General features: G+C 67.9%; 12 protein-coding genes and 1 pseudogene (1 of these 13 cut by a window edge). 7 read left to right on the top strand and 6 right to left on the bottom strand.

From position 1 onward, the window contains the following. Positions 1-3 precede the first annotated feature (3 nt). Together ACOQOP_RS16910 and ACOQOP_RS16905 are read right to left on the bottom strand one after the other, a co-directional pair. Positions 4-342: an AzlD domain-containing protein gene (locus ACOQOP_RS16910; RefSeq protein ID WP_420562982.1), complete on the bottom strand. Its 339-nt coding sequence runs from the start codon at positions 340-342 to the stop codon at positions 4-6. Next, positions 339-1,046, bottom strand: a complete 708-nt coding sequence (locus ACOQOP_RS16905; protein WP_420562981.1) for an AzlC family ABC transporter permease — start codon at positions 1,044-1,046, stop codon at positions 339-341. Before ACOQOP_RS16905 ends, ACOQOP_RS16910 begins: the two co-directional genes overlap by 4 nt. Positions 1,047-1,186: 140 nt before the next feature. Between ACOQOP_RS16905 and ACOQOP_RS16900 the strand changes: the two genes are divergently transcribed. The 3 genes and pseudogenes from ACOQOP_RS16900 to ACOQOP_RS16890 all read left to right on the top strand — a co-directional run bounded on the left by ACOQOP_RS16900 (position 1,187) and on the right by ACOQOP_RS16890 (position 4,419). Continuing rightward, positions 1,187-3,070: an ABC transporter ATP-binding protein gene (locus ACOQOP_RS16900; RefSeq protein WP_420562980.1), complete on the top strand. Its 1,884-nt coding sequence runs from the start codon at positions 1,187-1,189 to the stop codon at positions 3,068-3,070. Between the two features lie 136 nt (positions 3,071-3,206). Continuing rightward, positions 3,207-3,476: pseudogene (locus ACOQOP_RS16895) on the top strand (PAS domain-containing protein); the annotation flags it as partial. 412 nt (positions 3,477-3,888) lie between these two features. Then, entirely contained in the window at positions 3,889-4,419 is a 531-nt protein-coding gene (locus ACOQOP_RS16890) for a PAS domain-containing protein (protein ID WP_420562979.1), read from the top strand. A gap of 75 nt (positions 4,420-4,494) precedes the next feature. Here the strand turns inward: ACOQOP_RS16890 and ACOQOP_RS16885 are convergent, their stop codons facing one another. The 3 genes from ACOQOP_RS16885 to ACOQOP_RS16875 form a co-directional block, all read right to left on the bottom strand. Beyond that, positions 4,495-5,409, bottom strand: coding sequence for an ABC transporter permease (locus ACOQOP_RS16885; protein WP_420562978.1), 915 nt, complete (start codon positions 5,407-5,409; stop codon positions 4,495-4,497). Positions 5,410-5,422: 13 nt separating this feature from the next. Continuing rightward, on the bottom strand, positions 5,423-6,394 hold the full coding sequence (locus ACOQOP_RS16880) for an ABC transporter permease (RefSeq protein WP_420562977.1): 972 nt from the start codon (positions 6,392-6,394) through the stop codon (positions 5,423-5,425). Positions 6,395-6,483: 89 nt separating this feature from the next. Beyond that, positions 6,484-8,124, bottom strand: a complete 1,641-nt coding sequence (locus ACOQOP_RS16875; RefSeq protein WP_420562976.1) for an ABC transporter substrate-binding protein — start codon at positions 8,122-8,124, stop codon at positions 6,484-6,486. A gap of 313 nt (positions 8,125-8,437) precedes the next feature. On the opposite strand from ACOQOP_RS16875, the gene ACOQOP_RS16870 reads away from it, so the two are divergent. From ACOQOP_RS16870 to ACOQOP_RS16855, 4 genes are all read left to right on the top strand, one after another. After that, a complete protein-coding gene (locus ACOQOP_RS16870) occupies positions 8,438-9,148 on the top strand; it encodes a haloacid dehalogenase type II (protein ID WP_420562975.1) in 711 nt (236 codons plus the stop codon). Positions 9,149-9,159: 11 nt separating this feature from the next. Next, positions 9,160-10,533, top strand: a complete 1,374-nt coding sequence (locus ACOQOP_RS16865; protein WP_420562974.1) for an MmgE/PrpD family protein — start codon at positions 9,160-9,162, stop codon at positions 10,531-10,533. A gap of 178 nt (positions 10,534-10,711) precedes the next feature. After that, positions 10,712-11,884: an acyl-CoA dehydrogenase family protein gene (locus tag ACOQOP_RS16860; protein WP_420562973.1), complete on the top strand. Its 1,173-nt coding sequence runs from the start codon at positions 10,712-10,714 to the stop codon at positions 11,882-11,884. A gap of 8 nt (positions 11,885-11,892) precedes the next feature. Next, positions 11,893-13,968, top strand: a complete 2,076-nt coding sequence (locus ACOQOP_RS16855; protein WP_420562972.1) for an acetate--CoA ligase family protein — start codon at positions 11,893-11,895, stop codon at positions 13,966-13,968. A 72-nt stretch (positions 13,969-14,040) separates the two neighbouring features. Here the strand turns inward: ACOQOP_RS16855 and ACOQOP_RS16850 are convergent, their stop codons facing one another. Continuing rightward, positions 14,041-14,427, bottom strand: partial view of a M23 family metallopeptidase gene (locus tag ACOQOP_RS16850; RefSeq protein ID WP_420562971.1) — the end only. It continues 948 nt past the right edge of the window; the window shows 387 of its 1,335 coding nt (coding positions 949-1,335); its start codon lies beyond the right edge, outside the window; its stop codon occupies positions 14,041-14,043.

Here is a 14,427-nt window from a genome sequence, read left to right as displayed (position 1 = left end):
GCCTTACCCCAACGCCCCCGCCGCGACCGCGAAGCTGATCGTGCCGCTGGCCACGCCGATCAGCAGGTTGCGGCGGGAGAGGTAGAAGGCGGCCACCCCGATCACCGCCGCCCCCAGCCGGACCTCCAGCCCGATGGTCGCCAGGTCGCCGCTCGGCAGAATCAGCAGCCGCGACAGCAGCCCGGCCAGCACGGCGAAGGAGGCGAAGGAGAACCAGCGGAAGACGGCTCCCTTGGTGTCGAGCCGCCGTGCCAGGAACACGCCGAGGGCCCGCCACAGGGCGGTGGCGGCGATGGCGGCGATCACCACGAGGGCGGCGGTCGCGGGTCCGAACGCCGTCATGTCTCCTCCCGCGGGCGCGTGCCGTCGGCCAGGAACCCGGCGGTGCCGCCGACCAGGCCGGTGATGATCAGACCGGTATCGGGGAAGTACAGATTGATTGGGATGCCCGCCGCCACGCCGGTGACCACCGCCACCGCCGCTCCCCGCCCCTTGGTGTCGAGCAGCAGCAGCAGCAGGAAGCAGGCGTTGATGAACAGCAGCGCCAGGGCGAGCGGCTTGGGCAGACCGGCGGCGCCGAGATAGCCGATCAGGGTGGCGATCGCCGCGACCGTCACGCAGGTGCAGGTGAAGCCGGTATGGTAGCCGAGCCGGGCCTGGGGCGTCTCCGGCGCGGTCGCGCGCATGACATAGGCCCAGGAGGTGGCCGACATGAGCTGGGCCTGGGCGAAGCGGGTGAGGACGTTGCCGTCGCCCAGGGTCGGCATCAGCGACACCGCCATGGGGAAGAACCGCATGTTCGCCATCCCCACCGCGATGGCGATCGCCAGCACGTCGGCGCCCGCCGCATACATCTCCGCCATGACGATCTGGCCGGGCAGGCCCCAGATCAGGATGGTCGACAGCACCGCCAGCCCGCCGCCGAACCCGGTGTCATGGGCGAGCGCGCCGTAGCCGGTCAGACTGCCCAGCAGCACGACGGTGGGGAGGCCCGCCGCGGCGCGCATTCCCGCTTTCAGGCCGCCGGGGAAGTCGACTGGTTTCATGGACGCATGGTAGCGGGGATAAATGCCGGGAAAACCGGAAAAACACCTGCAAATCCGGGTCCGGCTCGGTTAGTGTATGCAATCTCGCCCCCACCGAAGAGGGGCACAGGGACGGGTTTGTCTTTTTTGGGAGTTAGGGGATGGATGCCAATCGGCTCATCGAGGTCAACGATCTGAAGGTCCACTTCCCGCTGGAGGACCGCACGGTCAAGGCGGTCGATGGCGTGTCGTGGCATATCGACAAGGGTGAGACCGTGGCCGTGGTCGGTGAGTCCGGCTCGGGCAAGTCGGTGACCGCCATGTCGATCATGCGGCTGACCGACAATGCCGGCGGCAAGATCCCGTCGGGCGAGATCCTGTTCCGCAAGCCGTCCGGCCAGGTGATCGATATCGCCAAGCAGCCGATGGACGAGATGCGTTCGATCCGCGGCAACGACATCTCCATGATCTTCCAGGAGCCGATGACGTCGCTGAACCCGGTGTTCACCGTCGGCTTCCAGATCGCCGAGGCGATCATGCTGCACCAGGGCAAGACCGAGGAGCAGGCGCTGCAGCAGGCGCTGGAGATGCTCAAGCTGGTCCGCATCCCCGAGCCCGAGAAGCAGCTCTCCCAGTATCCGCACCAGCTCTCCGGCGGCATGCGCCAGCGCGTGATGATCGCCATGGCGCTGTCCTGCCGTCCCAGCCTGTTGATCGCCGACGAGCCGACCACCGCGCTCGACGTGACGATCCAGGCGCAGATTCTCGACCTGATCAAGCAGCTCCAGAACGAGATCGGCATGTCGGTGATGTTCATCACCCACGACATGGGCGTTGTCGCCGAGGTGGCGGACCGGGTCGTCGTCATGCTGCGCGGCAAGAAGGTCGAGGAGGGTCCGGCCCAGCAGATCTTCGAGAACCCGCAGCATCCCTACACCAAGGCCCTGCTGGCCGCGGTGCCGCGTCTCGGCTCGATGAAGGGCCACAAGCTGCCGATGAAGTTCGCCAATGTGGACGTCAAGCGGGCCGAGGGCGACGTGGTGACCGAGCAGACCGGTCAGTCCGAGGCGACGCTGCAGATCCGCGACACCGTGAAGGTCGACGCCCCGCCGCTGCTGAAGGTGGAGGGGCTGACCACCCGCTTCGACATCCGCGGCGGCATGTTCGGCAAGCCGAGCGGCCGGGTGCACGCGGTGGAGAACGTCTCCTTCACCCTGCAGCCGGGCGAGACCCTGGCGGTCGTGGGCGAGTCCGGCTGCGGCAAGTCCACCACCGGACGCAGCATCATCCGCCTGGTCGAGCCGACCCGCGGCTCGGTGGTCTTCGAAGGCCAAGAGCTGAGCGGCCTGTCGGCCGGCGAGATGCGGCCGTTCCGGCGCGACATGCAGATGATCTTCCAGGATCCGTTCGCGTCCCTGAACCCGCGCATGACGGCGGGCGACGCCATTGCCGAGCCGATGATCGTGCACGGTCTGGCCCGCGGCAAGGACGCCCAGGACCGGGTGGTCGACCTGCTGCGCCGGGTCGGCCTCGACGCCGAGCATGCCGGCCGCTACCCGCACGAGTTCTCCGGCGGTCAGCGTCAGCGCCTCTGCATCGCCCGCGCGCTCGGCCTGTCGCCGAAGCTGATCATCGCCGACGAGGCGGTCTCGGCCCTCGACGTGTCGATCCAGGCGCAGGTGGTGAACCTGATGATGGACCTGCAGGAGGAGATGGGCCTCGCCTATCTGTTCATCAGCCACGACATGGCCGTGGTGGAGCGGATCAGCCACCGGGTGGCGGTGATGTATCTCGGCGAGATCGTTGAGATCGGTCCGCGCCAGGCGGTGTTCGAGAATCCGCAGCACCCCTACACCAAGAAGCTGATGGCCGCGGTGCCGATCGCCGATCCGTCCAAGCGCAAGACCGAGCTGCGCCTGATGACCGACGAGATCCCGAGCCCGGTCAAGCCGGTCGGCTACGAGCCGCCGCAGCGTTACTACGACGAGGTGTCGCCGGGCCATCTGGTCCAGCGCACCGCAAGCGGCGCGGCCCAGGCGGCCTGATCCGTCCACCGCCGGCATACGCTGATTTCCCCGAAGGCCCGTCGAAAGACGGGCCTTCTTCGTTTCGGAGACTGGCGCAGCAGCAAAGGAGCAGTATTTAATTCAAATAATCGATCCTGCGCCTGACGGGGGAGTGATGATGGACGGCAGCGCGCCGTTTCCGGCGGCGATCCCCGACCCGCTGCTGCGGTCGGTCTATGAGCACTGGCGGGGCCTGTGCCGCACCCTGGGCCGGCTGCCGCACCGCCGGGAGATCGACCCCCTCGACCTGCCGCCGGCCTTCCTGCCGGTCGCCATGATCCTGGTGCGCGAGCCGGGAGGCCGCGTCCGGTGCGAGCTCGCCGGTACGAAGCTTCTGGACATGCACAAGTTGAAGATGACCGGCATGTATGTGGACACCATGATGCCGGCCGGTCCGGTCGCGATCCGCCAGAAGATCTACGCCAGGGCCCTCGGTGACCCTGCGCCGCCTATTGCCGCCTGCGCTTCGCCATTCCCGGCCGCGAGTTCGTCGCCAGCGACCGGCTCTATCTGCCGGCCCTGTCCAATGACGGCGCGGACGTGTCGGTCCTGTTCTCTGGTCAGAGCTTCCTGTCGATCGCGGACCTGCGGGGCGAGACGGCGGATGACGGCCTCTATCGCCTCGCTTTCGACGCGCCGATCGGCTGAGGGGGATGGGGGCGGACCTTGTCCGGCCCGTCCCACCGTCCATCTTAGGCATCGGATCGCGCTGGGACAGGGCGCGTATCGGCTTCGACATTTGTGCGGATTTGACGCAACATCGAGGCAAGTTCATTCGGCGACTTAAGAGGTTCGCGGTGAATCAGGCCCTGGGGTTTCGAGAGTCGCTGACCGATGCGGGACTGGCCGGTCTGTACGACTACTGGATGGGGTTGCGGACGTCCCTGGGGCGGCTGCCCCGCCGGTCGGAGATCGATCCGCTCGACCTGCCGACGGACGTACTGCCCGGAATGATCATCCTTGAACGCAACGCCGATCAGCGGTTCTGGTGCCGGCTGGCCGGAACCAAGATGCGCGAGATCTACGGCTTCGAGGTGACCGGGATGTATCTCGACCAGGTCATGCCGGCCGGCCCGGCCGCGTTCCGGACCGGGATCTACCAGACCGCCCTGGACGGGCGCTGCGCCGTGTTCTGCCGGCTGCGCTTCTCCGTGCCCGGCCGGGAGTTCGTCGCCAGCGACAGGCTCTATGTCCCGGTGCTGAACGACGACACCGACGAGGCGGCCGTCCTGGTCGGCGCCCAGCGCTATCTGATGAGTTCCGAGATTGTCGGCACGCCGGACAGGGACGGTGTCTATTCCTTGATCGTGGACGACACCCCGGCCTGACCGGCCTCGCATCCCGTGAAACAGAAAAGGGCCCCGAAACCGGGGCCCTTTCCGCAAGGTCGATGGGGCGCGCGCTTACTGGGAGCGCAGGCGGGGGTCCAGGGCGTCGCGCACGGCGTCGCCGAACAGGTTGAAGCCGAACACCGCGATGGTGATCGCCAGACCCGGGAAGATCGGGACCCAGATCGCGCTCTCGGCATACTCCTCCGCACCGCCCTGCAGCATCAGGCCCCAGGCCGGGGTCGGCTCCTGCACGCCCAGGCCCAGATAGGACAGGGACGCCTCCAGCAGGATCGCCTCGCCCAGGAAGGCGGTGAGCATGATCAGGAAGGGGGCGACCACGTTCGGCGCGATGTGCCGGAAGATGATCCGGGTGCTGCTGTAGCCGATGGACCGGGCGGCATCCACATAGGGCATCTCGCGCACCGCCAGGGCACTCGAGCGCACCACGCGGGCGCAGCGCGGGATGAACGGGATGGTGATCGCCATGATCACCTTCTCCGTGCCGGTGCCGAAGATGGCGACGATGGCCAGCGCCATGATGATCAGCGGGAACGCCATGAAGACGTCGATGATCCGCTGCAGGATCAGGTCGAAATAGCCGCCGAAATAGGCGCTCGCCACGCCCAGGGCCAGGCCCGCGCAGGAGCCGATGATGGCGGCGGTGAAGCCGACCAGCAGGGCCGTCCGCGCGCCGTAGATGATGCGCGAGAACAGGTCGCGGCCGAACTGGTCGGTGCCCAGCAGGAAGAAGCCTTCGCCCATCTCGCTCGTGGAGCCCGGCGGGACGAGCATGTCGGCGAAGTTCGCCTGCTCCGGGTCGAAGGGGGCCAGCCACGGCGCGAACAGGGCCATGAAGACCATCGCCAGGACCACGATTCCGCCGGCGAAGCCCAGGGGCTGCTTGCGGGCGAGGCTGACGACATGCTGCAGGGCGGATTTGCGCTGCGGCAGCCGATCGGACTCGATGCTGATGTCGGGGGTCGTCATCGCGATGGCTCCCTTAACTGTAGCGAATGCGCGGGTCGAGCCACGCGTACATGATGTCGACCAGGAAGTTCATGAGGACGAAGATCGCCACCACGAGCATCACGAGAGCCTGGGTCATCGTGTAGTCCGACTGGGTCACCGCGGAGACGAACAGCTTGCCGAGGCCGTTCAGGTTGAACACCTGCTCGGTCACGACCAGCCCGCCCATCAGGAACGCGAACTCGATACCGACGATGGTGATCACCGGCAGCATGGCGTTCTTCAGCGCGTGCTTGTTGATGATGACCTTCTCGATCAGGCCCTTGGCGCGGGCGGTGCGGACATAGTCCTCGCGCAGCACCTCCAGCATGGCCGAGCGGGTCATGCGCGTGGCGACGGCGGAGTACCGGTATCCGGTGGCGAGCGCCGGCCAGATCAGCTGCGACATGTTGTGCACCGGATCGACGAAGAAGGACTCGAAGTGGATCGGTGGCATCCAGGGGCGTCCGAACCAGGCCTGGGATGTTATCAGCAGCCCCAGAATGATCAGGATCCCAAGCCAGAAGGACGGCATCGCGATGCCGGCGATGCTGAAGGTCCGCACCACGTAGTCGATCCAGGAATTCTGCTTGGCCGCCGAGATGACCCCGAGCGGCAGCGCGATCACGACCGAGACGAAGGTTGCCATCAGTGCCACCTGCAGGGACAGCTCGAAGCGGATCGCGATCTCGTAGGCGACCGGCTGGCTGGTCCACATCGACACGCCGAGGTCGAAGGTGAAGAACCCGACCATGTAGTCGATGAACTGCTTCCAGATCGGATCGGTCAGGCCGAGCCGTTCCTGGCACATGAGGATCTGCTGCGGATCCGCATACGAGCCTTCGCCGCCGAACTTGAGCAGGCAGACATCGCCTGGCACCAGCCGCAGCAGCAGGAAGATCAGGATTGCGGCGCCGATCAGCGTCGGCAGCAACATCAGCAATCGTTTGATGATGTAGGTGTACATCTCAGGCGTCGCTCACGCTTTTCATTATGGGGGCAAAGAACCGCCCCGGAACCGAAGTCCCGGGGCGGCGGATGAGCGTGTCGGGAGCGTCAGCCGCCGAGCTGCTTCTGGCGCTCGGCCGCGTCGATCCAGATGTTCTCGAGCGACTGGTTCAGATAGTGGCTCGGGGACGTCTTCCAGCCCTTCACGTAGGAGCGGTACGGATTGATCTTGTACCACCACAGGGTGATGAACTGCGACGCGAGGTCGTTCAGGACCCGCTTCTCATACTGGGCGAACAGCTCGCGCTGCTTGGCCTCGTCGCCGGTCTTGAGCAGTTCGGCATAGATGTTCTCGAGCTCCTCGTCCTTGAAGTACGAGTAGTTCGCGCCGGAGGACGGCAGGAACTTCGAGACGTCGGCGATCGGGTTCACCACGGCCTGGCAGTTGAAGTCGAGGGAGACCTCGAAGTTCTTCTGCGTGCGCAGGGTCGCGTAGAACGGCGTGGACGGCTGGACCCACTGTTCCACGTCCAGGCCGATCCGGCGCCACTGGTCGATCAGCCACGTGCCGACGACCTTGTACGGCTGGTCCACACCGCGGTTGTGCAGGGTGAACTTCAGGTTCTCGTGGCCGGCCTCCTTGAGGAGAGCCTTCGCCTTCTCACGGCTGGCCTCGATGTCCTTGCTGTAGCCGATGATGTTCTTTTCCAGATACTCCGGCGTGGAGGAGATCGGGTGGCCCGGGAAGCCGATGCCGCCGACCGTCTTCACGATCGCGATCTTGGAGAGATACTCGGAGCCCTGGTGCCGGTCGATGGCCAGGGACAGGGCCTGACGCACGCGCGGATCGTCGAACGGCTTCGCCTCGTGGTTCGGCGTCACGATCAGCACGCAGTTCCAGTCGCTCTCCTGGACCTCGATCTGGTCGCCGAGGGCTTCCTTGAGGTCGTCACGCGCCTTCGGCGGGAAGCCGCGGAACTCGATATCGGCCTGGCCGCCACGGATGGCCTGCAGGCGGACCGACATCTTCGGCGCGATCAGGGAGGTGTACCCGTCCAGGTACGGCTTGCCCTCGTGGTAGTAGTCCGGGTTCTTCTTGCCCGTCACGTGGCTGCCCTGGACATGCTCCACGAAGTGGAACGGACCGGTGCCGTTGACGTTGGTCTGGTGCCACGTGTAGCCGTGATCATCCAGGTCCTTCTTCGAGTAGACGAAGTTGAACGGCATGGCGATGGTCGGGATGAAGGTGCCCGACGGGAACTTCAGATTGAAGACGACGGTCTCATCGTCCGGCGCTTCGATGCTGTCGATCATCGCGAAGTAGGCCTTGCGGTTCGACGCGACACCTTCCGGCGGGAAGGCGAGCTTGTCGAAGGTGGCCTTGACGTCCTTCGCGGTCAGCACCTGACCGTCCTGGAACTTCACACCCTGGCGGAGCTTGAAGGTGTAGGTCTTGCCGTCATTGGTCGGCTTCGGCACCTCGCCGACGCACAGATCGCAGACGAAGTCGGTCGGCGACGACGGATTGTCCGGATTGACCCGGATCAGCAGGCTGTAGAACGGCCGGATCGGGTGGATCATGCCGAACGTGGATTCGATGTGGCCGTCATAGGACGGGATGTCGCTGCCCACGACGAGGCGCAGTTCCCCGCCATATTCCTGAGCGGACGCCGGCATCGAGCCCGCGCCGACCACGAGGGCCGAGCCGAGCGCGACCGAGGCCGCAAACCGGGTCAGACGTGACTTCATAGGGTCGTCTCCTTCCCAAACGTGACAGTGCACCTGACCCGCAGGGGGGTCAGGAACGGCTTGTTACAGGGACACGTTCGCCCGACGCCGCGGCGTCGTCGTCACTGTCCCACTTGCATGTCGGTCGGGATGCGGCACATGTCCGCGATGTTCCTCCCGTCCCTGCTTTCTTTTCCGGTGTGATTAAGTCCACCGGTTGCCGCGTCTTATGACGCTTGTATACAGTTTCATGACCCGCGCCGGGGGTCAAGTGATGCCCCCAGAAATCGAACTGAAATCTGTAAGCAACAGGGCGCGTGGCGAGGAGGAAGCAATGGCCGACCAAGAGGTCAAGGCGCTGGTATTCGATGTCTTCGGGACGGTCGTGGATTGGCGCACCAGCGTTGCGGCGGAAGTCGATGCGCTGGCCGCGGAGAAGGGTTGGTCGCTGGACGGGACCGAGTTCGCCATGCGGTGGCGCGCGAAGTACTTCCCCTCGATGCTGCCCGTCCGCCGGGGCGAGGCGCCCTACCGGCGGCTGGACGACCTCCACCGCGAGAGCCTGCGGGCCGTGCTGACGGAGTTCGGCGTGAGCCTGGACGAGGCCGAGCTGGAGCACCTCAACAAGGTCTGGCACCGGCTACATCCCTGGCCCGACAGCGTGCCCGGGCTGACCCGGCTGAAGAAGAAGTTCATTCTCGCCACCATGTCGAACGGCAACGTCTCGCTGATGGTGAACATGGCGAAGTTCGCCGGGCTGCCCTGGGACATGATCCTCGGCGCCGAGCCCGCCCGGAACTACAAGCCGGAGCCCGTGGTGTACCTGACCGGCGCCGACTGGCTCGACCTCGACCCGTCCCAGATCCTGATGACGGCGGCCCATAACGGTGACCTGCAGGCGGCCCGCGACCTCGGCTTCAAGACCGCCTTCATCCTGCGCCCGACCGAATACGGCCCGACCCAGGACAAGGACAACAAGGCCGAGAGCGACTGGGAGTACATCACCGAAAGCATGGAAGAGCTGGCCGACAAGCTCGGCGCCTGAGGGAGGGTGACATGACGACCGTACTCGAGACCTATGCCCGCTTCGCCGCCGGCCTGCGCACGGCCCCGCTGTCCGACGAGGTGCGCCACCACGCTGAGCGCGCCATCGTCGACTGGTTCGCCGCCTGCGTGCCGGGCGGGGTGATGGCGCCGGCGACCCTGGTGGCCGAGGCCCTGGCCGATCAGGTCGGGGCCGGAAACGCCTCGCTGGTCCCCGGCGGCCAGCGGGCCACCGCCCAGACCGCGGCGCTGATCAATGGTACGGCCTCCCACACGGTGGAGTTCGACGACATCTTCCGCGAAGGCCTGTACCACCCGGGCACGCCGACGATCTCCGCCGCCCTGGCCGCCGCCGAGCTCGCCGGCGCCGACGGCGCGCGGCTGCTGGCCGGCGTGGTCGCCGGCTACGAGGTGTCGAACCGCATCGCCAAGGCGGTGAACCCGCGCCATTACGACTACTGGCACACCACCGCGACGGTCGGCTGCTTCGGCGCGGCCGCCGCGGCCTCGGTGATCCTCGACCTGGACGCCGGCCAGACCGCCCATGCGCTCGGCACCGCCGCGACCATGGCCGCCGGGCTGCAGCAGGCGTTCCGGGCGGACGCCATGAGCAAGCCGCTGCATTCCGGACGGGCGGCCGAGGCCGGGGTGCTCGCCGCGCGCCTCGCCAAGGCGGGGGTGACCGGCGCGCTCGACGCGCTGGAGGGTCCGCGCGGCTTCGGGGCTGCCATGAGCGGGCCGGATGTGGATTGGGAGGCGGCCACCGCCACTCTGGGCTCGGACTGGACCATCACCCGGGTCACGTTCAAAAACCACGCCGCCTGCGGCCATGTGCATGCGGCGGTCGACGCCGCCGCCGAGATCGCCGCCGCCAACGGCCTCACGTTCGACCGCATCGCCCGCATCGAGGCCGGCTCCTACGCCAAGTCGGTGGAGATCTGCGGCAATGCCGAGCCGGTCACCGCCTTCGAGGCGAAGTTCAGCCTGCCCTATTGCGTGGCGGCGGTGCTGGTGCGCGGCTCGGTTCGGCGCGCGGCCTTCGACCCGGATGCCCTGGCCGACCCGGCGATCCGCGATCTCGCGGCCAAGGTGGTGCATACCGTGGATCCCGGCTGCGAGGCGGCTTTCCCCGGCGCGCGCTCGGCCAGGGTGGCGATCGTCACCACCGACGGGCGGCGGTTCGAGCATTTCGCGCCGACCCGCAAGGGCGACCCGGACAACCCGCTGACCGATGCCGAGCTGGATGCCAAGTTCCACGAGCTGACCGACGACGTGCTCGGCGCCGCGGTGGCGAACGACCTGCTGGCCCGGCTGCGCAACCTGCGCTCGGCCGGCCCGGTCGGCGACCTGCTGCAAGCCACCGCCCTGCCGCACGCCGCGGAGTAGGGGGCTAAAACACGCCGCTCCCCGGCCTTGTGCCGGGGCCTACGGTTCCGCATCCCTGACCGTTCCGCTCTATCTCATGCGGCTTGCAGGACCGGCAGTGGGCCCCGGCACAAGGCCGGGGAGTGCAGGAAAAACCTACGTAACGACGTCGAGACCACCCGACCCACCGGAGACCCGCATGTCCTCCCTCTATGACGACCTCCTCACCGAGGAGCAGCTTCAGTTCCGTGACGCCGTGCGCGGATTTGCCGAGCGCCATCTCGCCGCCGACCGGCTGGCCCGCGCCCACCGCTCGGAATTCCCGTTCGACGTCGCCAAGCTGATGGCGGAGCAGGGTCTGCTCGGCATCACCTTCAAGGAGGAGGATGGCGGCATGGGCGGCTCGCTCATGGACGCCATCGTCGCCATCGAGACCGTCTCCGCCGTCTGCCCGCGTTCCGCCGACGTGATCCAGGCCGGCAATTTCGGGCCGATCCGCACCTTCGTGGAATACGCCACCCCCGATCAGAAGGAACGCTATCTCGCCCCGCTGATCGGCGGCGAGGCGACCATCTCGGTCGGCATGAGCGAGCCCGAGGCCGGCTCCGCCGTGACCGACCTGAAGACCACCGCCACCCCCGACGGCGACGGCTTCCGGATCAACGGCACCAAGGTGTTCTCCTCCCACAGCCCGGATTCCAACCTGTTCCTGGTCTATGTGCGCTACGGCCCGGGCGTCGACGGCATCGGCTCGGTGCTGATCGAGCGCGGGCAGGAGGGCTTCACCCTGGGCCGTCCGAGCCGCTACGTGGGCGGCGACGACTGGTGCCAGCTCTATTTCGAAGACGTCTATGTCGGGCCGGAGAACGTCCTGCTGCGCGAGGGCGGCTTCAAGAAGCAGATCGCGGCCTTCAACATCGAGCGCCTGGGCAACTCGGCCCGCGCCCTGGCCTTCGGCCGCCACGCCTTCGAGATCGCCCGCGAGCATGCGGAGACCCGGCACCAGTTCGGCCGGCCGCTGGCCGACTTCCAGGGGCTGCAGTGGAAGTTCGCCGAGGCCGCCCTGCGCATGGAGGCGGCCCAGCTCATGCTCTACCGGGTCGCCGGAAAGGCCGACAAGGGCCTGCCCAGCGCCTATGAGACCGCGCTGGTGAAGTATCTCTGTAACGAGGCCGGGTTCCTGGCCGCCAACGAGGCGATGCAGATCCTCGGCGGCCTCGGCTACACCGAGGAGAGCCTGGTCGAATACTGCTGGCGTCGGGCCCGCGGCTGGCAGATCGCCGGCGGCAGCCTGGAGATGATGAAGAACCGCATCGCCGAGGGCGTCTTCAACCGGCGCTTCTCCCAGCGCCCGCCCAAGCCGAAGGCGTGAGGCGGGACATGGCTGACAGCAAGGGCTGGATCGACGCCCTGGTCCGGCCAGCCACGGTCGCCGTGGTCGGGGCCTCCGACGATCCGAAGAAGGACAGCGCCCGGCCGCTGCGCTTCCTGCGCAAGCACGGCTTCGCCGGCACGGTCTGGCCGATCAACCCGATGCGCGAGACCGTGCTGGGAGAGAAGGCCTGGCCGAGCCTCGCTGGCCTGCCGGCCGTGCCGGAGCATGTCTATATCGTCACCGCCGCCGAGCGGGTCGAGGAACAGGTGGTCGAGGCCGCCCGCCTGGGCGTGAAGGTCGCCACGGTCCTGGCCGATGGCTTCGCCGAGTCCGGCGAGGACGGAGCGGAAGCCCAGCGCCGGCTGGTGGAGAAGGCCCATGCCGGCGGCATGCGGCTGCTCGGCCCCAACAGCATGGGCGCCGCCAACGTCGCTGATCGCACGCCTTTCACCACCAATGCCGCCTGGGAGGCCGAGAGCCTGAAGCCCGGACGGCTGATGGCCCTGTCCCAGTCCGGCTCGCTGATCGGCACCCTGGTGTCGCGCGGGGCGGCAAGGGGCATCGGCTTCCATTCCCTGGTCTCCGTCGGCAACGAGGCGGACCTGGATGTGGGCGCCATCGGCGAGGCCGCGGTCGGCCTGGACGGGGTGGACGCCTTCGTCCTGTTCCTGGAGACCGTGCGCCGGCCGGAGCGGATCGCCGCCTTCGCCCGTGCGGCCCATGCCGCCGGCAAGCCGATCGTGGTCTACAAGCTCGGCCGCTCGCCCGAGGCCCAGGCGTTGGCCGTCTCCCATACCGGCGCCCTGGTCGGCTCCGACAAGGCTGCGGACGCCTTTTTCCGCGATCTCGGCATCCTGCGGGTCGACCAGTTCGAGGCGCTGCTGGAACTCCCCGCCCTGCTGAAGGGCCGCAAGCCCGACGCCACCCGCCGCTCCAAACCCGTCGCCGTGGTCACGACCACCGGTGGCGGCGGTGCCATGGCGGTCGACCGTCTGGGAGCGGCCGGCATCGAGGTGGAGGGGGCGTCCGACGCCCTGCGCGCCCATGTGAAGGAGGCGGTCGGCCTGTCCCTGAAACCGGCCCGGCTGATCGACGTCACCCTCGCCGGTGCGCGCTACGAGGTGATGAAGACCGTGCTGGACGGGCTGCTGGACAGCGGCGACTACGCCGCCGTGGTGGCGGCCATCGGCTCGTCGGCCCAGTTCCTGCCCGAGCGGGCGGTGCAGCCGATCGTCGACTGTGCCGGCCACGAGACCCCGATTGCCGCCGCCCCGCTGCCCCAGGCGGACCGGGCGCTGGCCATGCTGTCCGAGGCGGAGGTCGCCGGCTTCCGGTCGATCGAATCCATGGCCGATGCGGTGCGCGCCTTCATCGAATGGACCCCGCCGGGGCCGGTCCCCACCGAGGCGGCACCGGAGATCGGTCCGGCCCGGCCCGGCGCGGTGCTGGGGGAGGCGGACGGGCTCGACCTGCTGGACCGGCTCGGCCTGTCCACCGTTGGCCGCCGGCTGCTCGGCGTCGATGAGGCGATCCCCGACGACATCGCCTATCCGGTGGTCCTCAAGGCGGTCAGCGCCGACCTGCCGCACAAGACCGAGGCGGGGGCCGTGGCCCTTGGCCTGGAGGACAAGGCCGCCCTGAAGGCGGCGCGCGACGCCATGCGGGAGCACCTGAAGACCTCCGCCCCCGGTGCCGTTCTGGAGGGCTGGCTGGTGCAGACCATGGTGCGGGGCCTGGGCGAGGCGCTGGTCGGCTATCGGGTCGACCCTGAGGTCGGCCCGGTGATCAGCGTGGCGCCGGGCGGCATCTTCGCCGAGCTCTACGAGGATGTGGCGGTCCGCACCGCGCCGGTCGATGTCGCCGGGGCGCGGGAGATGATCGCCCAGGTGAAGGGGCTGAAGGCGCTGGCCGGTTGGCGCGGCAGGCCGGCCGGCGACCTGGAGGCCCTGGCCCGGGCGGTGGCGGCGCTGTCGACCCTGGCGTTGGACCCGAACCTCCGCGTGGCCGAGGCCGAAGCCAACCCGGTCATGGTCCTGGCCGACGGGGCTGTCGCGGTGGATGCGCTGGTGCGTTTCGCCTGAGCGGCCCAGGCTCAAAATGAAAAGCCCCGGCGCAGGGCCGGGGCTGATCGGATCGTCACAAGGCAGCTGACCTCAGCGGCTCGCCACCGTGGTGTCGCTGCGCAGGGAGGCGACGCGCCGGTCGATGGCCGGCAGGAAGCGCTTGAACTTGTCCAGCTCCTTGCCCGTGAGCTGCTCGCCCGCGGGCAGCTTCACGCTCATCGGGTTTTCCTGGCGGTTGTCCACCAGCACCTCGTAATGCAGATGCGGGCCGGTCGAGCGGCCGGTGGTGCCGACATAGCCGATGATGTCGCCCTGCTTGACCCGCTTGCCCTTGCCCATGCCCTTGGCGAACTTGCTCATATGGGCGTAGGCGGTCTTGATCGTGCTGTTGTGGCGCAGGCGGATGTAGTTGCCGTAGCCGCCGTTGCGCCCGGCCACTTCCACAACGCCGTCGCCGGCGGCCATGATCGGCGTGCC

It is taken from the genome of Thalassobaculum sp. (assembly GCF_965223715.1).
GTDB lineage: Bacteria > Pseudomonadota > Alphaproteobacteria > Thalassobaculales > Thalassobaculaceae > Thalassobaculum.
The sequence above is the reverse complement of the archived record's forward strand: the minus strand, read 5'-3'. Positions and strand labels throughout refer to the sequence as shown.